Genomic DNA, 23,901 nt, shown 5'->3' on the forward strand with positions numbered 1-23,901 from the left:
CTGAAGGCCTCTCCCGTACGGCTTCGGAATCGGGCATGATGGGTCATCTGTACCGGTCAAGCGACGGCTACGCCGTCGTCAAAGTGATCCATTCCCCCTTCGGATACGTCGAGCGGACACCCCTTTCTCCCAACCGTCACACGCTGCCCGGTCTAGCCCGCGCAGCGGTGCGTTCTGGTGGCACCGCGGCAGCGGCCATGTCGTCGATCTCGGAAGGAAGTGCCGTGGCACCGGTGCTTGTTGGAAAAGAAGGACTGCTGGCCGGAGAGCGCATACCGGTGATAGGCACCAGGGTCACCTTCGGACGCAATCCGGAAAACACCCTTGTCATCTCCAGCTTGAACGTCTCACGCTTCCACGCGGAAATCGTCCTCGACGACACTCAGGGCTACGTGCTGCGCGACTGCGGCAGCAGCAACGGAACGCTGGTGAACGGTGAGGACATTGATGTCCGACTTCTCAAGCCCGGGGACGACATCACCATCGGTGACCAGGAGTTCCGCTTCGAGGTGCCGGACGCCATGGAGACCATCATGGCGCTCTCCCTGCCGAGGTCGCTGACCCACGGCGACGAGGAGATCGAACGCGGGCCGGTACTGCGGGTCACCATCGCGGGCGGGGGTCCCGTGGGCCTGTCCCTCGCCCTGCTGCTGGAGCGCTTCCTCGGTACCCAGGTGGACATCACCGTCTACGACGGCCGGTGGCGCAAGCAGGGCCGCAAGGTCGTCTGGAAGGACGCGAGTCGGGGCAATGTGCGGCGCCAGCAGGTGGTGACCGTTCAGAGCCGCCAGTACCTCAGCCTGCCCGAGGAGGTGCAGACCCGGCTCTTCGATCCGGACAGCTACACCGAGATGTGGCCCTCCGGCCCCGACTCGATCGGCGATCACCATCCGCGCAACATGCGCATCGCCTACATCGAGGACCGGCTGTTGGAGGTGGCGAACGAGAAACCGGGCCGGATCCGACTCGTGCCCGCCCTGTTCAGCACCGATGAGCAGCAGGAGGCCCTGGCCACCCAGCACGTACTGGCGATCTGCGACGGCGGACGGTCGCGTACCCGCGAGCACTTCGCCGCCAAGTTCGGCAGAGCGGACGAGTCCATCTACTCGCTGAACGACCGTCATCTCCAGGACGTGGTGCTCGGCCTGCGCGTGAAATCGGGTCTGAGCGACCCCATGGCGGTACTGCTGACCGTCGGGCAGAACCGGTTCCTGCTGAACTCCCTGCGTGGAGAGGGCTTCCTCAACATGCGGCTGACGGATGCGGAGGCCGCGGAGGTCGTCGGTATCGATCCGGTGCGCCGCGTCTTCGAAGAGTGCATCGCCTCTCGCCCCTGCCTGATGGGGCGTGACGAGTACGGCGACTTCCAGTGCTCCACGCACAGCACCCTGTTCCTGCCCGCCCTCATCAAGGGCTCGGCCCTGTGGAAGCGGGTGGGCGAGGGGCTGCGCCTGTTCGGCGTCGAGTCGCACGACCTGAGCGCGGTCACCTCCTTCCGTCTGGATATGGTCCAACGCCCCCGCTTCACTGCCGAGTTGCTGCCGCCCACGGCCAACTCCACCGGTACGTACGGCTTTCTGCTGGGCGACGCCGCCAACGCCATCCACTTCTGGCCGGGGCGGGGACTCAACAGCGGCCTGGCCTCCGCGATCTCGCTCGCACGGTCGCTCAACGGGGCATGGAACGGCAAGCCCTTCCGGGACGCGGACTTCCTGCGCCACGAGGCCGCCATGTCCATGCTCCAGTACCGCCACAAGAGCCGCGCCTGGAAGGCGATGGTGACCACCGACGATCAGGGCGCCACCTGGGCCATCAAGGACATCATTGCGCACGGCATCGACGGCATCGCCGAGGAGCCGGATCGCGAGGCGGACACCGCGACGCTGCTGGAGCGGCTGCGTGAGATCCGTACCCGGCTGGCGAAGCGCATGCCGGGTCTGCCGGACGACGAGGCGATCCTGGAACGGCTGGAGACCCTGGAGGGCAGCACGCTGCGGATGCTGGTGCTCAGCGGCGCCTGGGACACACTCACCATGGGCGGCGAAGAGGTCGACATCGACATCTTCTACGGCCGGGACTCCGCCGCCGCGGCAGCCGCAGTCGAGGCCCTTGAGCCGGCCGCCCCGCTCTGAGGAGCGCCGGCCCCGTCCGCACGAGCGAGCCCGCGGACAAGCGTGACCGGCGGCTCGTGCACCTGTGGCCGGGCATCGGTGGGTTGCTGGGCCGGTCGAACGCTTCGGTGCGCTGGGGGAGTTGCGGTCGGCGGTCGGCGTCGGCGGTGTCCGCGGGGCCAACGGGCGGGTGCCCTTGAACGCCGGCATCCGACGCCGAGTGGGCGCCGTGGCCTGGACGACTTCGCGCCACGAGCGCTCCATCGGACATGCGCGGATGTCATGGCCGAGAGCGGTGAGCGGGATGGGCGAGGAGGTCGAGCACGGGTGACCGGGCGAGCGACGTGGCTCGCTCCGGAAGCGGCCCGGCGGACCTCCCCACCCGGCCTTCGTTCGATCCCTGATGCGCCCAACTGGGTTCGAACGCAAGGATGAAAGTTGCTATGATCTTCGCGGCAAGGCTGTAGCGCAGAGGTCGTCGCGCCCAAGCATCGAGCTGGAGGACGTCGGTTCGAATCCGGCCAGCCTTGCCGCCCTTGTCGTGGAGGAAAGTCGATTGGCGTCGGTTCGTCCCGGGCGGTCGTAGGGCGATGCCGCCCTCGGCGAGCCGGGCACCGGCGATGGACCGGTGGAGTGGTGATGACGCAGCCGACACCCGTACGCTGCCCCGCGATCGAGCACCCGGACATCCCGGTCAGTGACCCCGCCGCTCTGCAGCCTCTGCTGGACCGGCTGCGGTCCGTGGAGCCGGTCGAGGCCGACGAGGTCTTCCCGCTCGGCACCGTGCGGGCGGACGGGCGTATCGACCTGTGCAAGCAGGGACTCGGAGCGGTGGGCGCCGCGCGGCTGATGCCCGTCGCCGCCGCTTCCGCGTACGCCGCGCACGTCCTGCTCGGCACGAACGCCATCGGGAACGACGGCGCCCGTACGGTCGCCGACGCGCTGGTCGACGGCCATGGCCTGCGCACGCTCTACCTCGGCTGCAACCGCATCGGCCCCGAGGGTGTCACCGCACTCGCCGACGCGCTGACGACGGACGGCACCGTTCGCGCCCTGTGGCTCAAGCGCAACCCGGTCGGTGACGACGGCGCCCGCGCGCTCGCCGCGATGCTGCGCCGCAACACCACGCTGCGCACCCTCGACCTGGTCAACACCGGTCTGACCACCGACGGTCTGCGGGCCCTGTTCGACGCCCTCACCAACCGGACCAACCCAGTGGAACGCCTCTTCCTCGGCGGCAACGGCCTGACCGCCGACGCCGCCCCCCTGCTGGCGGCGCTGATCCGCGAGGCCGGTGTGCGCGAGCTGTATCTCCCCGCCAACCACCTCGGAGACGAAGGCGCCGCGATCCTCGCCGCCGCGGCCGACCCCGTACGGCCGGTGCGCCTGGGCCTGGGCGGCAACGGGATCGGTCCCGCCGGTGTCCGGGCCCTCGCCGACCGCCTCGACGGGATCGAAGCACTCGACCTGGGCCGGCCCATGTCGGAACGCAGCCTCGGCGCCCCCGCGAACACCCCCGGCGACGAAGGCGCCCACGCGCTGGCCGCCGCCCTGCCGGGCAGCCCGCTGCGCCGACTGGAGCTGTGCCACACCGGCCTGACCGGGCGAGGCGCGAAAACACTGCTGGCGGCCGTGCCCGACAACTCGCCCCTGGAGTACGTCGGTCTGGGACCGGGCCTGCCCCGCAACGTGAAGCGGTCCTTCACCCGGCGTCTGCGGCCCGCCGCCGGGGCGCATCCCGACCTGCGCGCGATAGGGAGCGTCTACCGTTGAGTTCTCGTGGCGACCTGCGCTGCTTCCTCCCGGACGAGGTGTCGAGCCGGCGCCGGATCCGCCGGTACGCGGTGCCCCGCTGGATGATCGAGCGCGCGAGCGAATGCCGTCTGGCCGGCGACTGGCGGGGGTCCTGCGCGGCGGCCGACGTCGATGTCACCTTCGACCTGTCCGATGTCGTGGGCCACTGGGGCGAGGACATCGCAGCCGTGCTGGAGGACGACCTCCGCCACTTCGCCCCGGACCTGCTGCGCTGGCACCTGCCGCGCACACTCGGCGGGCGGACCACACTCGCCAAGGACACGACCGTCGTCCTCGCGCACTACCGTCCGAGAACACCTGACGCGGGCCGCCCGGCCACGCCGTACCTGCACATCACCACTCCCGCGATGATCGACGGACCGCAGCGGATCACCCTGCGGTTCGCGGCCGTCAAGGACGAGGGGGCCGCGGGCGTCTTCGGGCAGACCACGCAGGACTGGCGCGACGCGCGACACCTGTGGGATGTCCGGCACACCGCCGAGCTGCGCGAACGGGTCGGTGGCGGCACTGATCGGCCGCCGTTCTTCCACGCCGACGCCACCCCGCGCGACACCGACGAACTGCCGAAGGCCGATCCCGGCGACGGCGACCCGGCGGCGCGGGCCGAGTGGGCCACGCTGCTGCACCAGAGGGGCGAGACCCGGACCGCGTGCGCCGCCGTCGGCATCGAGTTGGACCTGACTTCCCCGAAGAGGTCTCGGTACCGCGAGGAGCCGGAGCGGCTCCTGGACGGGATCGCACTCAACCACTCTCGCCTGGAGCCGGAGATCCGTCGGCAGGCGGCCGAGGGCGTCTCCGATCGCTTCCTCGTCCCCACCACGCACTGGCGGACCTTCATCCTGCTGGAGCCCGCGGACGGCGGCGGGCTGCTGGCGCGCATCGTCGACCGGGACGAGGCCAAGGGCGAGCCCACCCTCGCCGAGGCCCTGTGGCGCAGGCTCCCCGACCTCGATCTGATGCGCGCCGGAGGCGTCGCACCGGAGCATCTGCATCCGCTCGTCCGTGAGGCACTCTTCCCCGCTCTCCAGGTCCCGCAAGGCCCGGTCGGCCCGCCGGGGCCGACGGCGCCCGCACCCGTACAGGTCAGATGCCACGGGCAATGGCACGAGGTGGGCTTCCGGCCCGGATCCCTGCTGTGCATGCCGCACAGTGACGAGGAGCAGCGGCGCGAACGCGCCCTGCGCGCCTTCGGCGGTGCCGTCGCCGGATGCTTCGCCGTGGAACAGACGTGGACATCCGGAGAAGGCCGCCTGCCGAAGGAACTGCGGGCGCAGCGCAACGAACTGTTCCTGCGCGCCCAGCACGGTGACACCCCCGGCGTGCTGGAGCTCCTGGACGCCGGTGTGGATCCCCGGGTGCGGGACGCCGGCGGCCGCACCCTGCTCCACGTACTGAATCTGCTCGACCACGAGACGCTGCTGCCGCGGCTGCTCGCGGAGGGACTGGATCTCGAAGCCCGCGACCGGCGGGAGCGCACGCCGCTGTTCGTGGCCGTCAACGACCTCGGCACGAAGGAGCTGGTGGAGGCGCTCGTCGCCGCCGGGGCGCGGCTCGACGTGACCGACGAGTCGGAGTTGTCGCTCGCCCAGCTCGTCCGCCGGTACAAGCGGCCCGACCTGGCCTTCCTCCAGGACCGCGTAGGCGAGGAGCATCCGGGCGTCGGCGCCGAGTGGTGGGACGAATGGATGGACGAGCAGGCGGAGTACCACGCGGACGATTCCGACGAGGTGGAAGAGCCCTTCTGGGGGGACGAACCGATGGAGGAGCCGGAGTCGGAGCCGCGACACGTGGAGGACCCCGGCGAGGCGGCAGAGCTCTTCTCGGGGGATGAGCCCATGGAAGAGCCGGAGCCGCGACACGCGGATGAGCCCGATGACGAGGAAGAGCCCGCGTGAGCACCGACCGCACCGCCGCCCCCACCACGTCGTCCGGCCCGCTGGCGGCCGCGGACGACCTCAACCACAGGCTGCGCACGCGACGGACCGAGCCCGCCGCGAACCCGCAGCTGGAGGCGCTTGCCCTCGCCGTGACGGCCAATCAGCCCGTACTGTTGTGGGGCGAGCCCGGTATCGGCAAGTCGGCCGCACTGGAGCAGCTCGCCGCCGGGCTCGGCCTGCCGCTGGAGACGGTCATCGCCAGCGTGCACGAACCCTCCGACTTCGCGGGACTGCCGATCGTCGGTGACGACCCGGCCGTGACCGGAGTCCCGATGGCTCCGCCGGACTGGGCGGTGCGCCTCGCTCGGGCCGGACAGGGCCTGCTCTTCTTCGACGAACTGTCCTCCGCACCGCCGGCCGTGCAGGCAGCGCTGCTGAGGGTGGTGCTCGAACGACGGGTCGGCAGTCTGGTCCTGCCGGAGGCGGTACGTATCGTCGCGGCCGCCAACCCGCCGTCCAGCGCGGCGGACGGCTGGCATCTCAGCCCGCCGCTCGCCAACCGGTTCGTCCATCTGCAATGGACCCACGACCCCCGGACGGTCGCCCGCGGCATGGCCGGTACCTGGCCGGAGGTGACCGTGCCCGTCGTCGGTGCCGCCAGGGTGCCGGGTGCGGTCGCAAGGGCCCGCGGCGCGATCTCCGGCTTCCTCACGGCCCGGCCCGGCCTGGTCCACCACCTACCCGGCGACGCCGAGAGCCGAGGCCGGTCCTGGCCGTCCCCGCGGACCTGGGAGATGGCTCTCAAGCTGCTCGCCACCGGGTACGCGGCCGGGGTCGGCCGCGAGGCACTGGCCGCCGCGCTCACCGGCGCCGTCGGTGACGGCGCGGGCCTGGAGCTGCTGTCCTACCTCGAACACCTCGATCTGCCCGACCCCGACCGGGTCCTCGCCGACCCGGACGCCTTCGCCCTGCCCGACCGCGGCGACCGGCAACTGGCGTTCCTCATCGCGGTGGTCGCCGCCATCCAGAGCGACCTCACCCGGCCCCGCTGGGAGGCCGGCTGGACGGTGCTGGCCAAGGCGGTGGACGCGGGCGTACCGGACGTGGCCGCCCGGGCCGCCACCGACCTCGCCGCGATGCGGCGCCTCGACTGGCCCGTACCGCCCGGCATCGACGGGTTCCTGGACCTGCTGCAGATGTCGGGGGCGCTGCCCGGCGGCAGCCGGTGAGCCGCGCGGGGACCACGGGAGACGGCGGCAGCACACTGGACATGACCAAACTGCTGGCCGCCCGCTACCGGGCGGCGAGCGACCGGCCGTATCTGGCGGCGGCGTTGTACAGCCTGACCGTCGTGCCGAGCACCGAGGTGCCGACTATGGGGGTGGACCGGCACTGGCGCTGCTATGTGTCCCCTGCCTTCGTCGAGGCGACGGCGGTGCCCGAGCTCGCGGGTGTGTGGGTGCACGAGGTGGCGCATCTGCTGCGTGACCACCACGGCCGGGCCGAACGGCTGCCTGCCGCCGCCCAGCGCGACTGGCACCGCGTGAACGTCGCTCAGGACTGCGAGATCAACGACGATCTGCTCGCCGACGGCCTTCGGCTGCCCGAGGGGCGCATGGAACCCCGGCTGTTCGGCCTGCCCGAGGGCCAGTTGTTCGAGGTGTACGTCGACCGCCTGCCGCCGCAGGTGCGTACGCCGGACTGCGGATCGGGTGCCCACGGGCGGCCCGCGCCCTGGGACCTGCCGGGGTCCGCCGGGACCGCACGGATCGGCGAGGTGGAGGCGCAGGCCCTGCGGCGGCAGACCGCCGAGGCGATGCGCGCCCACCAGCGCAGCCGTGGCTCCCTGCCCGGGGGCTGGCAACGCTGGGCCCAGGAGATCCTGGAACCCACGGTGGATTGGCGGCAGGCGCTGTCGGGCGCGGTCCGGGAAGCCGCCGCATGGGCGGGCGGAGCCGTCGACTACACGTATCGCCGCCCCTCGCGCCGCACTCCGGCACTGCGCGGTGTCGTGCTGCCGAGCCTGCGCCGGCCGCTGCCGCGGGTGGCTGTGGTCATCGACACCTCCGGTTCGATGAGCGACGGCGAACTGGCCGCCGCCCTCGCGGAGGTGACGGGCGTCCTGCGCGAGGTGGGTGTACGGGGCAATCGCGTGACCGTGCTGGCGTGCGACGCCGATGTGCAGGCCGTGTCCCGGGTTGCGGCCACCGAGCAGATCACCCTGGGCGGCGGAGGCGGCACGGACATGCGCGTCGGTATAGCCGCGGCGCTCGCGACGCCGGACCGCCCGAACATCATCGTCGTGCTCACCGACGGGATCACCCCCTGGCCCGACGAGAACCCGCCCTGCCGCGTCATCGCGGCTCTGATCGGCTCCACCGCACCGCAGCCCCCGAGCTGGGTGGAGACGGTGCGCCTCCCGCAACTCGACCTGACGCCGTGAGTCCGGCGCACTCCCTGCGCTCGTACGGTGGTGGCCCCCATTGCCAGGGACCACGCGCGGCCGGCCCTGTCCCTCCCTTCCGACAGGTCAGCCGGACGACCGACCGGGTCGGTCTGCCGCACCGCGCGGGGGATGATGGGGACGGAATGACGGAACGCGAGGTCAGGAGCTTCCATGGCGAAGCGGGTTCACCAACCCCGTGAGGACGCGGAGTTCGATTTCATCCTCAGGATGAGCGGAGTCCCGGTCCTCGCGTACTTCACCGGGACATGGCCCAAGGCAATCGAGCCCTGCCGGGCGATGGACCTCGTTGTGGGTGGCATCGCCGACGAGTACACGGGCCGCCTGACGGCCGTCCGCGCCGACATTACGCGCTGTCCGGCCGCAACCGAGCGATACGGGATCACCGGAGCCCCGTCCTACGTCCTGCTGAAGGAGGGAGAGGCGGTGGCGCACGGCACGGGGCCTATGACCATCGCGGAGGTACGGGAGTTCCTGGACGGCCACCTCTGAGCTGAGCGCCGCCGCCGAGCGCGGGACGTCGTCCATCGCCCCGCGCAACCCGGCCGTCATCTCCCGGGCCTGCACGATTGTCAGCGGCAGCCGCGCAAGTTCGGCGATGCCACCCTGGTCGTCACCCGTCAGCGGAGGAGCCTCTTACGCGCCCAAAGAAGCCCGATCACTCCGCCGACAACGACCAGGTACACGGTCAGTGGTCCGTCGTTCAGGATGAGTCCGGGCATGGCGATGACGGCCACGATCAGGAGCCATCCGCATCCGGCCATCCCGATGTCCGCTGAATCAGGACGGCGCCCTTCGTTGTCCACCCGTTCCCCATTCGCTGGCTGGTACCTGAGCGGCACACTATTGAGACAGTTGGCGTGCGTAGCACCACTGTTTGAAACCGTACGCTGCCCGATCAGGCTCGGTAGGCGACTGCGTCGTCGTTGAAGCGTCATCTGAAGGTGTAGCGGCGGGCGAAGGCACGCTACGCGCAGTGGATGGTGGCCGTCCCGGCAAAGACTCAACCACTCCGAGACCGGCGGCCGTGCTTCGCCTCGGCAGCCCAGCGGCGCCTGCAGCAATCCTCTACGGTCTGACGCTCCTCATCGGTCCGCGAACCTCCCGCCGACGGGCCTCCCGACTGGGCATGTCCACTGAACCGCCGCAGAACCGTCAAGTCGCTGCAATGGCTCTATATGGCCGACAGGGCCGTTCCACACCCGCGTCCCCGACCCTGACGCGCTCCTCGCCGAGCGGCTGGAGGAGTTCCTCGGACAGCTGCGCACCATGCTGGGAAGAGGTGCGCAGCTTCACCGACATGGGTACGGCCAGATCACCCGGCCATGCGCTCGGTCCGCCTTTCCGCTCGGGAGGCCGAGCACCCGGCCCCGCCCGCCCCCACCCTCCGGGAGCGTGGCGGGGTCCACGTGTTTCAGCCCTCCGGATGCTCCCGGAACCACGTGACCATCCGCTCCAACGGCTTTGAAACCGACAGCATGTTCTCTTTCTCCCCCAGGCTGTCCTGCCCGTACTGGTCAGCTTGCCGGGCCGCCTCGTCCACGGACCCGATGGGCTCCGCGTACAAGGCCGCATCCGCCGCCTTCATCGCCGCCCGCACCTTGTCCGCGGCCGCCAGCTTCCGCGTCATGAACGCCTGACAATCCGGAGCATCCGTGCATCCGGGCGCCGTCACATCGTTGTATGTCTCCAATGCAGCCCGCGGATTCACCACCCCCGACGGTGCCGACGCGGACGGATCCGCATCCTCCCCACCCCCACCGCTGGAGCAGCCGGCCACACCCCCGGCCGCCAGCACAACGACCGCCGCTATCCCCACCATTCGCGTACGCCTCATGCCGCGCATGATTCCCGTCAATACCGGCCAGGGGAAGGCAATGGTCGAACTTCGGGGATCATCAGGGCAACGGGGCCTCATGATCACCGAATCACCGGGTTCTTCCGAGGAACCCCGGTCTTCAGACGGGGGAGGAATCGGGGTCCTGCGGAGCAGGGCGGGCAAAGCCGGGTTCTTCCTCCGGCGGGTACACCAGCGCGGCCCTGGCCGGCGCCCGGATCGACAGCGGAGCGGTGCGGGCCGCAGTGGACGGGCGGGCCCGGGTGCCGAACTACGTGAATTTCCGGGCCCGTCGGCACTCCCTCCCACCCTGCTTGAGCTCCCTATACGGTCAGCGTGCGGGCAGTCCGGCCGGTGCGTCTGCGCGTCCGGTCGCGGCATGAGCGGAGGTCTTCAGGGGTGGCATCACGCGCTGAAGATCCCGGTTGATCCGTTCGGCCTCGCCGCGCACCTGCGTCAAAATGTCGCCACGCTCGGCGACAAGCTGCCGGTAGATCGGCCCATCCTGAAACACGAAACTCGCCCCTTTTGTCGGCAGCCTCACGCGGCGCGGAGGCAGTTGCCGAGTGTACGACGGGCGCAACACTTACGGCCGGGCCGTCCATTCGCGCGCGGGTGTGCGGACACGGCACGAAGCTCGCCGATGTGCCGGTGCTGATGTCGGTGTTCACGGCCGGCCAGTCTCAGCCCGAACAGGAGGAGCGGGGACTCCGGGGCCTGGCGGTTGCTCAGGCGGGCCGCAGCCAAGACGGCAATCCTGCAGGTCAGCCACGACGCGGCCCAGCCTCGCTTCATCCTTGCCTCTGGCGCATCAAGGGCACAGATGCCAGTCTCGCCACGGAGGAGACCAGCCCTGGAATGAGGAACCATGCCGGCAGATTCTCCGCCGGCATTCCGACGGAGAGGGTCGCTACGGACAGCGTCAGCTGCGCCGCTGCCACGAAGCAGCCGAACGTCCGGTTCGGAGGCAGCCAGGGCAGCGCCGCCCAGGCGACGGGCAGCAGGAACCATAGAACGAGCGCGATGGCCATCAGTACCTTCTGTCCTCCTGTCCTTCTGTCCTCCTGTCCTGCTGTCTACTGAGCTTGTCGTCGGCTGCGGAGCATCGGGCCGCGCCGGTGGAGCCCAGGCGCTTCCCTTCGCCGTAGATCGAGCGCCAGGGCGACGACCCACCGCGCAACCGCGGAAAGGTCACCTCCGAGTTCGTAGGTGACCTTTGCCATCCACGAGGCGGTCGCTGACGACCGGGGTGCCTCCCGGGAGCCGATCCATGTGGCTCACGGCTTCGCGCTGCCATTCCGGCACGAGTGCGCTCCCGGGTGCCGCCCCGACGGCGGTCAGGGACCGGTGACGGACTTGATCGTGCCCGGATGGGTGGCCTGCTGCCAGGTCACCGTGAACTGGGAGCTCGGGCGGGCGTCGACTTGGGGTACCCGGCCGTCCAGGCCGGCAGAGCGTCACCCTGCCGGTCGACCGAGACCCTGGGGGAGTCGTCGGCCATCCAGCCGGAGGCCGACACATTCGACGCCGACGTCCACGCGGCCTCGGCGTTCGCGGTCACCGTCGCGGTGACCGCGATTCCGGCCGTCGCGGCGACAGAAACCCCGGCGATGACACGCCGTCTCACTGAACGCCGGTGTCGTGCCGCACGCGGAGCCATCCGCATCCTCCTGGCCATCAGCTGCCATGGTTTGGGCACAGCCGTCACAGAGGCAGCCCGGTACATCAAGCGCAGCTGCAGTCTCAAACGTCACAGGGCGGTGCGGGGCAGTCATTCCAGTTCTCGCCATGGACCGGTGCGGTAGCGGCACTGTCAGCGGCACGCCGTCCAGGAACGCTCCGATCTTTTTTGCCGGTTGACGCTGCCGCCGGTCGCCAGGACGGTGCCGTCGGACCAGGAGTGGACGTTGTTCTGCGGCAGTGCCGTGGGATCGGGGTTGGGCATGGTGACCGTGGCGTAGGCATTGCCGACGGCCGTTGCCATGTCGCCGAGGAGGAGCAGGAAGAGCGCCAGCAGTTGGTGCACCGACGGCAGCCGCCGACGCGGGCCCATCCTGCGCCGGCGCGGGTGGTCGATCCAGCGTTTCTCCTGCGGCGCCCTTCTCCGGACGGGGCGCGGCATGTCCTGTCGGGGAGCCTGGTCACGACGTGAGGCCCGGCGGCCTGTGGCGCGGTCACCCCCGGCCCGCGGGCCGCCGTCGAAGCGCCGCGGCGGTCGGCGCCGGTTTCCGCTCATGGACTCTGATCACTGTCCTTCTCAGTACAACTGTGGTGTCTCGGAGGGTCCGGGCTGCCGGAGAGCGGGGGTAGGGGGAGGGCTGTGGAAGGCCGTCGTACGGTGCCGGTGCGGGCCGGGGTCGTACGGCGCGGTCTGCGGAGAGCTGTCGTACGGCGCCGTCTTTGGAGAGCCGTCGTACGGCGCCTGTCGCGGGATCCTTCGCGCGCCTCAGGTCGGCAGCCACTTCACCACCGCGTCCCCGCACTCGGCCGTCTGCGCGTAGAACGCCCTCAGCTCCTGGTGCGCCGTTGCGAACGCATGCCATGTCTCGGGCTCCGCGGTCTCCCCGCCGTAGTGCGGCAGCAGTTGGGCGCGGGCGAAATCCCACAGTGCGTCGAAGTCGGCCATCGCCAGGAACCTGGCCACCCCGCGGGCCTGAGCCGCCGTCAGCACCAGGAACGGCGGCTTGTGCCGGTCGGCGCGGAACACCGGCCGACCGCCGAGCACCACCTGGGCCTGGGGCCGGTCTTCGACACGACGCGGGGGAGCGGCGGCGTAGATGCGTTGCTGGTCCAGATAGCGCTTGTCCAGCGCCTCTTCACGGTGCCGGACGACCCGGTGCCGGACGGTCTCCGAGTCGTCCTCGAAGAGTCGTTCAAGCCAGGTCGTGCTGTTGCGCAGTGCGGGGGGCGGCACCGCTCGCAGGCGGAGGTACGTACTCATGCCAGAGAGAGCGCACGGGGGCGCCGAAGCATTACGCGGCCGACGGACCCCGTTTGAGGGAAGCCGCCTCGACCGTCGTGCGCGCGGGGGTGGGGCGCCCGGAGCGTTGTGACACTTCTGTAAGGACGGGCGCTGGTAGCCATGGGGCCGTCGATGCGACCGGAGCACGGCGGGCGGCACGCACTCGCCATGAACCCGGTACGAACGAGGACAGTCTTGGGCCAGGTACGGCAACCCCGGCGTGTACACGAGTGCACTGGGGAATTGGGCGCGGCGGTCGCGCGGGCCCAGGACGGCGACGAGGCCGCTTTCGCGGTCGCGTACCGGATCGTGCAGCCGGGCCTGCTCGGCTATCTGCGCGGCCTGGTCGGCGACGACGCGGAGGACGTGGCCTCCGACGCCTGGCTCGAGATCGCCCGGGACCTCGGCCGTTTCAAGGGGGACGGGTCCGGGTTCCGCGGCTGGACCTCGACCATCGCCCGGCACCGGGCGCTGGACCATCTGCGCCGCCAGCGCGTACGGCCCCGGGCAGGAGGGACCGAACGGGACGTACTGGACCTGCCCGGTCGGCACAACACCCATGAAGAGGCCCTGGAGTCCTTGTCCACCGAACGGGCGCTGGAACTGGTCCGCGGACTGCCGCGGGACCAGGCCGAGGCCGTGCTCCTGCGGGTCGTCGTCGGCCTGGACGGTCCCGCCGCCGCACGCGTCCTCGGCAAGCGTCCGGGAGCGGTGCGAACTGCCGCCCACCGGGGGCTGAAACGCCTCGCCCGTCAGCTGGGCGTCGATGGTGAAACGGACACGGGTGTGACGAATGAGGCTTCCTCGACGCTGGGTGAGTCGAAATGAACGACGTCGGCAACAGTTACCGACGGACAGGCATCAGACCCGGAACGCCGAACGAAGCGAATCGGTCGAACAGGAACGGAAGCGGACATGGGTGAACGGCTGGGCGGTGACGGAGTTCCGGGCCGTCGACGTGCGTACCCTGGCGGCGCCGTGTCCGCCCTGTCGGAGGTGTGTGACGCCGCCACGCTGGAAACGGAGCTGGGCGCCGTCCTACGCGAAGGCCATCTCGACCCCGAGGCCGAGCAGCGGGCCCTGACCGCCTTCCGGGACGCCCATGAAGAAAGCGCGCACCGGGCGCGTACCCGGCGCCGGGACGACTGGCGGCTGCCCGCGGAGCGACGTGCCAGGCGTCCTGTGAGGATAACGCTCGGCGTGGTGTTCGCCAGCCTCACGCTGGGTGGAGTCGCGGTCGCGGCCATCGGCTCCGTCGGCTCGTCCACGGACGGTGACGGCGCCGCGCGCGAGACCGCGCACCCGTCGGCGGTCGCCCCGGACCAGCCGGGCGGTGAGGCCCCTTCGGCGTCCTCCGGCGTCCCCGGACCGACGGACCGCCCGGCCACCGCCCAGGACACCGAAGCCCACTGCCGCGCCTACGAGCAGGTCAAGGATCACGGCACAGCGCTCGACGGAACGGCCTGGCAGCGACTCGTCACGGCCGCCGGCGGGAAGGACAAGGTCGCCGCATACTGTTCCGAGCAGCTGGCGCGGGCGACCGCCGCGCCGAGCAGGCCCGCCGGCAACGGCAAGGCGGGAAGCACCGGCGACTCCGGCAACGGCGCCGGCGGCACGGGCAACCCGGCCGCAAACGGCCAGGCAAGCGGGGCGCCGGGCAGCGGGAAGCAGAAGTAGCCCCCGCCGTGCCCGAGCTTGTTGTGCGGAGCCGGCATCGAGGTCGTAGCGCAGGAAGCCGGGCCCGTGTTCCTGACCCCGAGGCGAACTGGCCGAACCCCGCCGTGTTGGCTGTCTCCGAGGTGCAGCGCCCCGGTGGGCTCGACGAGGGCATCACAAACACTGCCGGCCGCTGCGCCCTACCCACAGCTGGGGGAACGTGGGTTGCGATCCGCAGGACCACAGGGGGTTCCCTGCCTCCCTTCACATACGCTCAGCCGGGCGCTTCCACGACGGGTCACGGCCCGCCAGTCCCAGAGCGCGGTCAAACAGCGGCGCGGTCTCCGGCACGCTGACTTCGGGGCCGAACACCCCGTACTGCCTGGCCATTTCGGCCGGGCCCGCGATGTCCTCGTACAGCGCTGCCGCGAGTTCGTCGTCCACGTTCAGCTTCTGCCCGGTCGCCACCGCCAGGTCCCAGCCGTGCAGCAGCCACTCGCCCAGCACGATCCCACCGATGAAGCGGGCCGGCATCCGCCCGCTCCCGGTCAGCGCCGTCTCGCCGGCCCATGCCTCCGGAGCGCTCCAGACGGCGGCGGTCGCCGCCGACCGGGCGGCATACGCCTCGGCCCAATCCGGCTCCGCGATGAAGTCATGCCCCTGCGCCACCTCATCCGGAGCCTGCGGGGACTGCTTCAGTCCCGCGGAGTGCCCCCGCACGCCGGTGAAGAAGATCAGGTGATTCAGGAGTGCCCCGACCTTCAGCTCCGGGCACGGTGTGCACCCGTCGAACGCGTCCGGCCCGATCCCTCGGACGATGTCCACCGCCGCCTTCGAGGCTCGGGCCATCACCGATCTCGTCTCCATGCCATTCCTTCCTTCCCCGTTTGCCCATAGGCACGGTAGACAGGACGACGATGACGGGTATTGAAGAAACGCGACAGCGGGCCATCCTCGACCCGCGCACCGCGGCTGAGCGGTTGCGACTCGACCACGAGCCGCCCCCTACGGATCTGACCCCGTTCGTGGACGGTTACTGGATTCTCCACTGAGACCCGACCGAACCGCACCGGCAGCAAGTCCTCACCCACCCGGTGGTCCACCTCAGCTTCACCACCGGCGGACAGGTCCAGATCTCAGGCATCGTCAGCGACACGTTCACCCGAGAGATCTCCGCTACCGGCCGGGCACTCGGTCTGCGATTCCGACCCGGCGGCTTCCGCCCGTTCCTCACCGCCCCGGTGTCCACCCTCACCGACCGAGTCCTGGACATCGAAGAGATCTCCGGCCCGGCGGCGCGGGCAGCAGCAGACGTGATCATCGCCGAACCCTGCGTGAACACCGCACTCCACCTCGCAGCAACGCTCCTGCGCGACTTCCGGCCCGCGCCCGACCCTGCCGTCGACAAGGCGGCCAGGCTGGTCGAAACGATCAGCACCGACCCGACCGTTCTACGGGTGTCCCCGGTGGGTCGATCGGTCCGCGAGTCTTGATCGCTGCCGAGGCTCCTGATTGGTTGGTCGCCGTGACTGAACTCGGACCCGTCGCCTGGCCACCTGCCCCGATCAGGACCGAGAGGCTCGTGCTCCGTGAGCCCGAGGCCCGGGACCGTGCCGCGTTCATCGAGCTGCTGGCGTCGCCAGAGGTGCACACCTACCTCGGCGGCCCCCGGCCGCGTGACGAGCTTGAGCGCGAACTGCCCGAAGTGCCGGAGCGGTGGCCGGGGAGTTTCGTCGTTGATCTCGACGGGGCGATGATCGGCCAGATCCTGCTCAGGAGAGCAACGGGGCACCGTCGCCCGACTGCTGCGGGGAAGGCCGATCTCGGTTACATGTTCCTGCCGCGGGCGTGGGGATTCGGGTACGCCGCCGAGGCGTGCGCGGCGGCACTCGGCTGGCTCGCCGGCACGCTTCCCGGCGAGCCGGTGGTGCTCGCCACCCAGACCGCCAACGTCGGCTCGATGCGCCTCGCGGCGAAGCTGGGGTTCACCGAGGTGGAGCGGTTCGAGGCCTGGGGCGCCGAGCAGTGGCTCGGCATGTGGTCCCCGGTGACGCCGTCCGATTGAGTTCGTGCCCGACAGCGAGGATCCGCAACTCGACAGCACTGCTGGGACGGAGCCGATTTCGGGAATTCAGCACGGCTGATCCTCTTGTGCCCTTCACCTGTTCATGGCGGTCAGTGCGGCGCGCAGGGCTCCTCGCTGATCCGGTGTGGGTGGCGATGGAGATGGCGACGGCGCGTGAGGCAAGTTCGGCTGCGATGCCGCGGTCGCCGCAGCCCGCATGGATACGGGCGCTCACGGCCAGGACTTCGGCTGAGCCTCGGACGCTGGTGGATGGCCAGGCTGCGCGGGCTTCATCGAGTGCGGTTCTACCTGTGCTGAGTAGATCAGGCTCGGCCTGGCCCGGGCGGACTGCTGCGTGGCAGGTCCCCCGGGGTCCCGGTGGCCGGGATATCGTCGTGCGTGATCAGTGCAGGTGCGGCAGAAGCGCGGGTTCAGTTCAGTTCCAGCATGCCCACCGTTTGGTCTCCGCTGGTCTCTCCGGTTGGTTGGAAGCCGAGGGCCAGATAGAAGCCTGTTGGGCCATCCGCTCCGGGGTGCCAGGTGGTCGTCAGGCGTGTGCCTCCTCGGCGCCGGATCTCGCCGGCTACGGACTCTACTGCGAAGCGTCCGTAGCCTCGGCACTGCTTTCCATCCGCGATGTTGAGACGCCAGAGTCCGGAGCGGAAGTCGGTGCCTTTGCCGGTCCAGTCGATGTCGAAGAAGGCCATGAGGAACCCGACGACTTCGTCGTCATCGCAGATGAGCCGGGGCCATGCGATGCCGGGGTGGACGTATGCCTCGGCGAGCGACTTCACCACGGGTGCCACCAGGTGTTCCTGGTCGGGGCGGACCCTCAGGTCGACAGCGGTCTCGAAGTTGTCGGGGGTGACCTCTTGCAGGTGCAGCGAAACTGGCATGTCCGCACTCTAAGCAGGCACTGCAAGTGATTTTCGGAGCGTGTTGCCCAGGCATCACAGGCTTCAGGTCGTCGCGGCCACGCCCAGGGCGATCAGGCCGCAGAGCAGGGTCATGGCGGCGCCGAAGACCGCGCCCGCGCGGAGCAGGGCGCCGGGAAGGGAGGCGCCGTCCCAGCGCGCGAGCAGCCCTGCGACCACGGCGATCAAAAGGGAGAGCAGGGCCGCTGCGAGGACCGCGACAAGTAGAGTGAGGGCGTAGACGGGCGGGGAGACCAGCGCGACAGACACGGTCAAGCTCCGTTCCTTGTAGAGGAGTTGTCCGAGCACGACCATGCCGGAGACGTCGTACACCGGCGTTCGCGCGAACGAATCTGTACGAGGTCACTCATTGCCATGACGGACGGGCGGGGTGGGGCGGCGCGGCCCCTCGAGGAGCTCAAGCTGCTGCTGCGGGACCGGCGGGCAGCGCTCGGCATCACGATGCACGCTGTCGAGAGGTCGGCTGGTCTCGGTCACACCACCGTCAGCAAGGCACTCAACGGACCGGGCATCCCGACCAGGGCCACCGTGATCGCCCTGGCGAAGGCCCTGCGCACGGATCCGGACCCGCTGCTGCGCCTGCACCGGCAGGCGGTGAACGGTGAGCATGAGGAAGCGCGAGCACCGGACGAGCCGTTGACGCGGGACTTCTTCAGCGATCTCATCGAACAGCACACCCGGCTGTTCGCAGGGCGCCGCAACGAGAGCGCACAGGTCATGGAGTTCATCCAGGACCGCGCCACCGGCTACGTCTTCGTGGAGGCGCTTTCGGGATACGGCAAGACCTCTCTCCTTGCGGACCTGGTTCGCCAACACCCCGAGTTCCGCTACCACTTCATCAGCCAGGCCTATCGGCGCAGGGGCGGCGGATTCGACCCCACCAGCCCCGAGGACGTACTGGATTGCCTGTGTGAGCAGTTGGACCCCGCCCATGTGCGCGGTGGCGGTCTCAAGAGCCTGGAGCGGCAGTTCCACGCCCTCATGAAGCGTCCGCCGCAGGAGCCGACGGTAGTCGTGCTGGACGCAGTCGACGAGTTGGAGCCGCCGGAGCAGCTGCGGACCCTGCTGCCGCGGCGGCTGCCGGAGGGGCTGGTGCTCGTGCTCTCGGGCCGGGCACAAGGCGACCGGTCGTGTCTCGACGACATCGCGCTGTCCCCGTCCGACGTGGGCCTGCATCTGAGCCTGGCCGGTCTGGACGAGCAGGCGCTCGTCGAACTGCTGCGGATGGCGGGCGGCAGGGCGGCCGACCTGGCGCGGGACGAGGACTTCGTCGCGCAGATGCACGGCGTCTCGGCCGGCGACCCGTTCTATGTGCGGTTCCTGGTGGAGGACGCGGCCACGGGTGTGCTCACCCCAGACAATGTCGAGCGCGTCCCCACCGGCCTGGAGGGCTACCTGGACCAGCAGTTGGAACAGCTCAACCGCAGCGCCCACCGCGCCGAGCACGTCGAGATCCTCGGGTTCCTGCTGGAGGCGGGCACGCTCTCAGGGATGGACCTGTGCACCCTCATCGAAGGGCTCACCTGGTTGAACTTCGACAGCATCCTGCGGGAGATCCACCGCTTCCTGCTTGTCCACCGCCGGGCCGCGCCCGGTCTCGCACCGCACCGGGGCAACGAGGAGTACAGCTTCTGCCACGCACGGTTCCGGGAGTACTTCCGGGGCCGCGCCGGGATCGGATAGCCGATGCCGTCCGACCGCTCCTTGCGTGACGACGTCAACGCGCTGGTGGCCGGCAATCGGATCCGCGGCGCTCTGGCTGCCCATGCGCGGAACTGGCGCCAGTGCCCCACGCCGTACACGATCGAGAACACCGTCCGGCTGGCAGCGGACGAAGAGCGGCCCGACGACCTGCACGACACGATCCTCGACGAGCGCTTCCGGCACCTGCGCCGGCGCATGTTCGGGGTCAACGCGCTGCGCGGCGATCTGCACGTGGCGCGCAGCTACTTCCTGACCCGGCAGCCCGACTTCCTGAGATACGTCCAGGTGCTTCTCCTGGAGCAGCACCCTTTCGGCACGCCCGAGAGCGCACTCGCACAAGAGCACTGCCGCGAGTACGCCGACTTCCTCCAGGTGGACCGGCTCCCGCACGAGCGGACCGGCACTGGACTGCCCGCGGTGCTAAGCCGCTTCTTCCCCGACAGCGCCCCCGCCACCGACGGGATCCGCCTGCGCCTGGCCGGCTACGAGCTCGGCAAATGGAGCTGCTCCTGCGGGCGGTTGACCGGTCTCGCCCGGCGCTACGACCATTCCTGCCCGTGTGGGGCCGTATCGGGGCACGGCAGGATCACCGGTACGACCGCGGACTGCCCTCGGCCCACCTGCACAGGGCCCGTCGGCTACGCCGTCTGTCCCGATTGCGGGACCCGGGTCACCCTGGCGAACCTGTGGCGGCTGCGGCGCGACGGGGCGCACGCATACGCCTTCAAGGTGCCGCTCACACTGGACCTCGTGGTCGAGGACCCTCAGGGAACGACCCGACACAGGCGCCTGCGGCTGATGAATGTCCCGCTCCCCCTCGGCGTGCGGGAACGGGACGCCGAGATCGTCTTCGACGCGCCCGCCGTCTTCTGGGACGACGAGGGGTCCGACCACCACGAGGGCGACCGGTTCCTCGGCCTCAAAGACACGCTGCGCTACGACGGACGAACCCAGTTGCGCCCGCTCCTCGAAGCAGCGCTGCGCCGCACCCTGCTGGGAAACCGAGGCTCGTACGCCCGGTTCTGCCGCGATCTGCTGCGCAATGTGAGCGAGTTGTCGGACGGTGACTGGCTGCCCGGCAGGAACTACACGCGCGGCTTCTGGCTACGGCTGCGCAGCGTGGGCGTGCGCGACCTCGACATCGGTGATCTCGTGGGCCACGGCGGCGTGTCCGCGCAGGTCACCATCGTCGCCTCACCCCGGCTGCAGGGCACGGCCGCCCTGGTCAACGAGCGATTGTCGGGCCCGGACGCGCTCACCGTCCCGACACTGCACCAGGTGTGCTCGACGCTGCGCGAGGGCACCGTCCTCACCGCGAGACCTCCACTCACGGCCGACGAGCGGGCGTCGGTTCTGGAACCGTGCGGCTTGGCCACCCCAGGCCGAGAGGTGTTGCCCGGACAACTACTCGTCGGAGCCGCCTCACCCCTGGGTGACAGGCCACCACGCACGCCCGAGGAACGCCTGCTGGCCGCCGTCTTCGGGGACGAGGCACTGCGCGACACCTCGCTGACGATGCCCGGTCGGCTCCCCGGGCACATCCTTCAGCAGCGGATCACCGGTGCCCTGGTGACCGACGCCATCCCCACCACGTTCGGCAGGCACCTGACCCATGTCGGCAACCCCGAGACCCATGTCAGCGTCACGGTCGCCGTGGACCAGCCGCTGCAGCACGGGGACGCCCTGGACGACGAGTCAGGTGCCCGCGCGGTCGTGTGCGGTGTCCTCACCGGGCCCGCACTCAGACGCTTCGCAGGCAGCCCGGACGAACCAGATCTGGTCGTGGCGCCCGACCACCCCTGGGCCCCGCCCGCGGGCGAGACCGCCCGCACCATTCGCGTCCGCCTCGCAGCCCACGGCCTGGCGGGGCCGGACACCGGAGCCCGTTCCGTCGGCGACTACTCCATCGTCACCAACCAGCCGATGCAGAGCACCGACGGGAATGGCGCGCAGATGGTCGAGCCCGAAGACTTCCGGTGGCTCGTCGGCCAGGGGGCGCGCCATCTGGCCATGGAGCTCTACGGGCCGCGCAGCGACTGCACGGTCTGGCGCGGAAAGCTGCGGGCCGCGCTGGAGTCGGGCGGCGGACCGCTACGTCCCCCTGAGGGCCGGGCGAGTGCCCTTCCCGAGGCACCGTCGTACTCCGTCCGCCGGCTCGACCTGTCGCTGCGCGGCGCCCGGATCGAGCCGCGCCTCGACACCGACCGGGTCCACCTGCGCCCGATGACCGACACCGACGTGCTGCGCCTCTCGCACGGCGAAGTGGTGAACGCTTCCCTCCTCGACATGTGGACCGGGCGGCCGGTGCCCGGCGGGCTCCTGTGCCGCGAGATCTTCGGCCCGGACCGTGCCGACGAGTGCGCCTGCGGGGAACGCCACCGCCCCCGGGACGCGGGCCAGGCGTGCGGCCGGTGCGGGCGCACCCTGCTCACGCCCCGGGAGCGCGGCCGCCGCTTCGGCCACATCGAGCTTCCCGCGCCGGTGATCCACCCCTGGTACCTCACCGGCGAGGCCGGCACCCAGCTCGCCCTCTCGCTGCGCGTCACCGAGGAGGAACTGCGGCAGATCGCCCACTGCGACCTCCTGCTCATTACCGATCCCGGGCCCACAATGCTGCGCACGGGACAGTTGGTGGATCCCCAGGACTGGCGTTCCGCGTTCTATGAAAGCCAGGCCACGGCGGTGACAGGCGGCGCGGCGGTACGCTTCCTCCTGGAACGGGCGGCCGCCACTGACCCGGCCACACCCTCTCCCGACACGGTCCTCCTCCAACGGCTGCCCGTAGTGCCTCCCGCACAGCGCCCCCACGTCCGCGCGGAGGACGGCCGGACATGGACCAGTGACCTCAACACCCTCTACCACGGCGTGCTTTCTTGCATCGAGTCATTCAGCCGTCAGATCGACTACGGGCTCCTCGACCTGTGGCTCGGCGCCCACCGCGTGCTCCAGTCGAAGGTCGACTCGCTCCTGGACAACGCCAGGAAGCCCGAACCCCTCAAGGACGACGACGGCAGGGCGTTGCGCGGCCTCGCGGACTCACTCCTGTCGCGCCCGACCGCCACCACCGGGTCACTGCGCGACGCATTCCTGCACCGCTCCGTGGACTACAGCGGCCGGGCACGGCTGGTGATCGGCCGACTGCCGGACAGAGCCGAGGACGACGCGGGGGCCGACCCGGGCACCGTGGCTCTCGGCCGCGACCTGACCCTGCGTCTCCTCGAGCCGCAACTGGTGCACGCTCTCGTCTCCAGTGGCGCGGCCGAAGGGCCAAGGAGGGCACGCTCAATGATCGGGAACCGCTCCGAGGAAGCCCTGCGGCTGCTGGACACGGTGTGCGAGCGATCCCTGATCCTGGTCGCCTTTCCGTACGGGCCCCGGCGGCTGATCGCCTTGCGTCTGCGGGCCGATGAACCACCCGCGCTACAGGTCGCGCCCGGACTCCTGGACCTGGTCGGCTGGGAGAACCTGGGCGAGCCGATACGGATCTTCAGCGTGCTCACCGACGAGGCGTTCAAGGAAGCGACGCACGTGTTGACAGTCGACGCCCTGCGCACCGTCCCTGCCTCCCGCCCTCCCTGGCCGAGCACGTCGAACTCGTTCTTCGACCTGCCCTGCGCGGACTTGCCCGCCCGCCTCGCCGACGCGGCTCTGACCGGCGACACGCTGCCCATTGCCCCCGACGACGGTCTCCTTTTGTGCGACCCCGACTGGCTCTCCTCCCAGGGGACTTGACGACTCCGTGGCGAGCCTGGCGGAGACCGCCGAGGCCGTACTGGTGCGTGGACCGCTGGCATCCCGAACACGGTCCGAGGGTCGAGGAGTTGCTACAGGAGGCGGTGGACGCCGAGCACACCGGCAGCCTGGTCCTGCAGGCGGTGCTGGAGCGGGCCTACGCCGCCGAGGAGTGAGCTCAGACCGGCGCGGGCCCACTCGGCAGCGCCCGCACGGAGGCTCTCGCCGACCTGGAGGTGGAGGAGGCGGTCAAGCAAGAGATGGCAGCCCGTCTGCCCGGCCACGAGGTCGCGGACCTGCTACGTGAGTTGGTGCGGACCATCCACCCCGCCGACGCTGAGCTGTGGCGCACCGGCGCCGACCTCGGCCGCTGGGCCGGGCGGCGTGGCGGCCGTCTCCCGGCTCTTGGCGGCGCTTGCCTGTCGCGCCCCGCACCGCTCCGGCCCGGACGACACCGCGCCGGAACCGGCCGCCGTTGCAGTCCTGGACGCGGCGGTCGTGTGGTGGTGGGCCGCGCTCGACGCTGGCCTGCCGCCTGCCGCCTGCCGCCTGCCGCCTGCCGCCTGCCGCCCGGCGCGTTGGCCGGCGCCGGAGTCTTCGCGGACAGCGCGCTCCCGGGCGGGGTGTGGCTGCCGCCAGCCCGTGCCGGCGCCGAGCACACCCCGGCCCAGGAAGGCCCCGACGCCGTCGCCGAACGGCGCCGTCGGCCACGCGTGTGAGCCCGACGCCCTGCTCCTGACCGC

At 70.6% G+C, this 23,901-nt stretch carries 23 protein-coding genes, 1 tRNA gene and 1 pseudogene; 16 read left to right on the forward strand and 9 right to left on the reverse strand.

What is annotated here, in order from left to right; genetic code table 11:
* Positions 1–197: 197 nt before the first annotated feature.
* From ABZX90_RS30540 to ABZX90_RS30570, 7 genes are all read left to right on the forward strand, one after another.
* Positions 198–2,132 carry an FHA domain-containing protein gene (locus ABZX90_RS30540; RefSeq protein WP_351127597.1) on the forward strand — a complete coding sequence of 645 codons (1,935 nt, stop codon included), beginning with the start codon at positions 198–200 and terminating at the stop codon, positions 2,130–2,132.
* A gap of 436 nt (positions 2,133–2,568) precedes the next feature.
* Positions 2,569–2,641, forward strand: a tRNA-Arg gene (locus ABZX90_RS30545).
* 109 nt (positions 2,642–2,750) lie between these two features.
* Complete coding sequence (locus ABZX90_RS30550; RefSeq protein ID WP_355210138.1) at positions 2,751–3,884, forward strand: gala protein; 1,134 nt, start codon at positions 2,751–2,753, stop codon at positions 3,882–3,884.
* Positions 3,881–5,821, forward strand: coding sequence for an ankyrin repeat domain-containing protein (locus ABZX90_RS30555; RefSeq protein ID WP_355210141.1), 1,941 nt, complete (start codon positions 3,881–3,883; stop codon positions 5,819–5,821). The genes ABZX90_RS30550 and ABZX90_RS30555 overlap by 4 nt, the downstream gene beginning before the upstream one ends.
* Positions 5,818–7,032: an AAA family ATPase gene (locus tag ABZX90_RS30560; protein WP_355210144.1), complete on the forward strand. Its 1,215-nt coding sequence runs from the start codon at positions 5,818–5,820 to the stop codon at positions 7,030–7,032. Before ABZX90_RS30555 ends, ABZX90_RS30560 begins: the two co-directional genes overlap by 4 nt.
* Positions 7,033–7,073: 41 nt before the next feature.
* Entirely contained in the window at positions 7,074–8,246 is a 1,173-nt protein-coding gene (locus ABZX90_RS30565; protein ID WP_355210147.1) for a VWA-like domain-containing protein, read from the forward strand.
* Positions 8,247–8,420: 174 nt separating this feature from the next.
* Positions 8,421–8,759 (forward strand): thioredoxin domain-containing protein, encoded by a 339-nt coding sequence (locus ABZX90_RS30570; RefSeq protein ID WP_355210150.1) that lies wholly within the window; start codon positions 8,421–8,423, stop codon positions 8,757–8,759.
* A gap of 922 nt (positions 8,760–9,681) precedes the next feature.
* Here ABZX90_RS30570 and ABZX90_RS30575 read toward each other — a convergent pair.
* The 6 genes from ABZX90_RS30575 to ABZX90_RS30600 form a co-directional block, all read right to left on the reverse strand.
* Positions 9,682–9,897: a hypothetical protein gene (locus ABZX90_RS30575; RefSeq protein ID WP_351127591.1), complete on the reverse strand. Its 216-nt coding sequence runs from the start codon at positions 9,895–9,897 to the stop codon at positions 9,682–9,684.
* A 538-nt stretch (positions 9,898–10,435) separates the two neighbouring features.
* Entirely contained in the window at positions 10,436–10,618 is a 183-nt protein-coding gene (locus ABZX90_RS30580; RefSeq protein WP_351127590.1) for a hypothetical protein, read from the reverse strand.
* Positions 10,619–10,895: 277 nt separating this feature from the next.
* Entirely contained in the window at positions 10,896–11,135 is a 240-nt protein-coding gene (locus ABZX90_RS30585) for a hypothetical protein (protein ID WP_355210154.1), read from the reverse strand.
* Positions 11,136–11,494: 359 nt separating this feature from the next.
* A complete protein-coding gene (locus ABZX90_RS30590) occupies positions 11,495–11,731 on the reverse strand; it encodes a hypothetical protein (RefSeq protein ID WP_351127588.1) in 237 nt (78 codons plus the stop codon).
* A gap of 186 nt (positions 11,732–11,917) precedes the next feature.
* Entirely contained in the window at positions 11,918–12,226 is a 309-nt protein-coding gene (locus ABZX90_RS30595; RefSeq protein WP_355210157.1) for a hypothetical protein, read from the reverse strand.
* Between the two features lie 324 nt (positions 12,227–12,550).
* A complete protein-coding gene (locus ABZX90_RS30600; protein WP_355210159.1) occupies positions 12,551–13,045 on the reverse strand; it encodes a DUF1877 family protein in 495 nt (164 codons plus the stop codon).
* Positions 13,046–13,309: 264 nt separating this feature from the next.
* On the opposite strand from ABZX90_RS30600, the gene ABZX90_RS30605 reads away from it, so the two are divergent.
* Positions 13,310–13,894, forward strand: a complete 585-nt coding sequence (locus tag ABZX90_RS30605; protein WP_355210162.1) for an RNA polymerase sigma factor — start codon at positions 13,310–13,312, stop codon at positions 13,892–13,894.
* Between the two features lie 150 nt (positions 13,895–14,044).
* A complete protein-coding gene (locus tag ABZX90_RS30610) occupies positions 14,045–14,743 on the forward strand; it encodes a hypothetical protein (RefSeq protein ID WP_355210164.1) in 699 nt (232 codons plus the stop codon).
* 243 nt (positions 14,744–14,986) lie between these two features.
* Here the strand turns inward: ABZX90_RS30610 and ABZX90_RS30615 are convergent, their stop codons facing one another.
* Positions 14,987–15,589, reverse strand: a complete 603-nt coding sequence (locus ABZX90_RS30615; RefSeq protein ID WP_355210167.1) for a TIGR03086 family metal-binding protein — start codon at positions 15,587–15,589, stop codon at positions 14,987–14,989.
* 50 nt (positions 15,590–15,639) lie between these two features.
* Between ABZX90_RS30615 and ABZX90_RS30620 the strand changes: the two genes are divergently transcribed.
* The 3 genes and pseudogenes from ABZX90_RS30620 to ABZX90_RS30630 all read left to right on the forward strand — a co-directional run bounded on the left by ABZX90_RS30620 (position 15,640) and on the right by ABZX90_RS30630 (position 16,787).
* Positions 15,640–15,774, forward strand: coding sequence for a hypothetical protein (locus ABZX90_RS30620; RefSeq protein ID WP_355210170.1), 135 nt, complete (start codon positions 15,640–15,642; stop codon positions 15,772–15,774).
* A gap of 21 nt (positions 15,775–15,795) precedes the next feature.
* A pseudogene (locus tag ABZX90_RS30625) lies at positions 15,796–16,215 on the forward strand (DUF6597 domain-containing transcriptional factor); the annotation flags it as partial.
* A 32-nt stretch (positions 16,216–16,247) separates the two neighbouring features.
* Entirely contained in the window at positions 16,248–16,787 is a 540-nt protein-coding gene (locus ABZX90_RS30630) for a GNAT family N-acetyltransferase (RefSeq protein WP_355210173.1), read from the forward strand.
* A gap of 431 nt (positions 16,788–17,218) precedes the next feature.
* On the opposite strand, the gene ABZX90_RS30635 is transcribed toward ABZX90_RS30630, so the two are convergent.
* Together ABZX90_RS30635 and ABZX90_RS30640 are read right to left on the reverse strand one after the other, a co-directional pair.
* The gene (locus tag ABZX90_RS30635; protein ID WP_355210176.1) at positions 17,219–17,683 is read right to left on the reverse strand and encodes a GNAT family N-acetyltransferase; all 465 of its coding nucleotides are present in this window, start codon (positions 17,681–17,683) and stop codon (positions 17,219–17,221) included.
* A gap of 63 nt (positions 17,684–17,746) precedes the next feature.
* The gene (locus ABZX90_RS30640) at positions 17,747–17,971 is read right to left on the reverse strand and encodes a hypothetical protein (protein WP_351127743.1); all 225 of its coding nucleotides are present in this window, start codon (positions 17,969–17,971) and stop codon (positions 17,747–17,749) included.
* A gap of 105 nt (positions 17,972–18,076) precedes the next feature.
* On the opposite strand from ABZX90_RS30640, the gene ABZX90_RS30645 reads away from it, so the two are divergent.
* The 4 genes from ABZX90_RS30645 to ABZX90_RS30660 all read left to right on the forward strand — a co-directional run bounded on the left by ABZX90_RS30645 (position 18,077) and on the right by ABZX90_RS30660 (position 23,877).
* A complete protein-coding gene (locus ABZX90_RS30645) occupies positions 18,077–19,405 on the forward strand; it encodes a helix-turn-helix domain-containing protein (RefSeq protein ID WP_355210179.1) in 1,329 nt (442 codons plus the stop codon).
* 3 nt (positions 19,406–19,408) lie between these two features.
* Positions 19,409–23,158, forward strand: coding sequence for a hypothetical protein (locus tag ABZX90_RS30650; RefSeq protein ID WP_355210182.1), 3,750 nt, complete (start codon positions 19,409–19,411; stop codon positions 23,156–23,158).
* 47 nt (positions 23,159–23,205) lie between these two features.
* Positions 23,206–23,334: a hypothetical protein gene (locus ABZX90_RS30655; protein WP_355210185.1), complete on the forward strand. Its 129-nt coding sequence runs from the start codon at positions 23,206–23,208 to the stop codon at positions 23,332–23,334.
* Between the two features lie 84 nt (positions 23,335–23,418).
* Positions 23,419–23,877, forward strand: a complete 459-nt coding sequence (locus ABZX90_RS30660) for a hypothetical protein (RefSeq protein WP_355210188.1) — start codon at positions 23,419–23,421, stop codon at positions 23,875–23,877.
* Positions 23,878–23,901: the final 24 nt, after the last annotated feature.

Origin of the sequence: Streptomyces sp. NPDC002935 (assembly GCF_040611295.1) — a bacterium.
Classification (GTDB): Bacteria; Actinomycetota; Actinomycetes; order Streptomycetales; family Streptomycetaceae; genus Streptomyces.

What these genes read in the sequence shown, in the direction of transcription:
- ABZX90_RS30585 (WP_355210154.1), bottom strand. Translation starts at nt 11,135, where the DNA reads ATGGCCATCGCGCTCGTTCTATGGTTCCTGCTGCCCGTCGCCTGGGCG.
- ABZX90_RS30615 (WP_355210167.1), bottom strand. Translation starts at nt 15,589, where the DNA reads ATGGAGACGAGATCGGTGATGGCCCGAGCCTCGAAGGCGGCGGTGGAC.
- ABZX90_RS30645 (WP_355210179.1), top strand. Translation starts at nt 18,077, where the DNA reads ATGACGGACGGGCGGGGTGGGGCGGCGCGGCCCCTCGAGGAGCTCAAG.
- ABZX90_RS30565 (WP_355210147.1), top strand. Translation starts at nt 7,074, where the DNA reads ATGACCAAACTGCTGGCCGCCCGCTACCGGGCGGCGAGCGACCGGCCG.
- ABZX90_RS30540 (WP_351127597.1), top strand. Translation starts at nt 198, where the DNA reads ATGTCGTCGATCTCGGAAGGAAGTGCCGTGGCACCGGTGCTTGTTGGA.
- ABZX90_RS30600 (WP_355210159.1), bottom strand. Translation starts at nt 13,045, where the DNA reads ATGAGTACGTACCTCCGCCTGCGAGCGGTGCCGCCCCCCGCACTGCGC.
- ABZX90_RS30660 (WP_355210188.1), top strand. Translation starts at nt 23,419, where the DNA reads ATGGCAGCCCGTCTGCCCGGCCACGAGGTCGCGGACCTGCTACGTGAG.
- ABZX90_RS30570 (WP_355210150.1), top strand. Translation starts at nt 8,421, where the DNA reads ATGGCGAAGCGGGTTCACCAACCCCGTGAGGACGCGGAGTTCGATTTC.
- ABZX90_RS30550 (WP_355210138.1), top strand. Translation starts at nt 2,751, where the DNA reads ATGACGCAGCCGACACCCGTACGCTGCCCCGCGATCGAGCACCCGGAC.
- ABZX90_RS30635 (WP_355210176.1), bottom strand. Translation starts at nt 17,683, where the DNA reads ATGCCAGTTTCGCTGCACCTGCAAGAGGTCACCCCCGACAACTTCGAG.
- ABZX90_RS30595 (WP_355210157.1), bottom strand. Translation starts at nt 12,226, where the DNA reads ATGCCGCGCCCCGTCCGGAGAAGGGCGCCGCAGGAGAAACGCTGGATC.
- ABZX90_RS30650 (WP_355210182.1), top strand. Translation starts at nt 19,409, where the DNA reads ATGCCGTCCGACCGCTCCTTGCGTGACGACGTCAACGCGCTGGTGGCC.
- ABZX90_RS30575 (WP_351127591.1), bottom strand. Translation starts at nt 9,897, where the DNA reads ATGACGCGGAAGCTGGCGGCCGCGGACAAGGTGCGGGCGGCGATGAAG.
- ABZX90_RS30620 (WP_355210170.1), top strand. Translation starts at nt 15,640, where the DNA reads ATGACGGGTATTGAAGAAACGCGACAGCGGGCCATCCTCGACCCGCGC.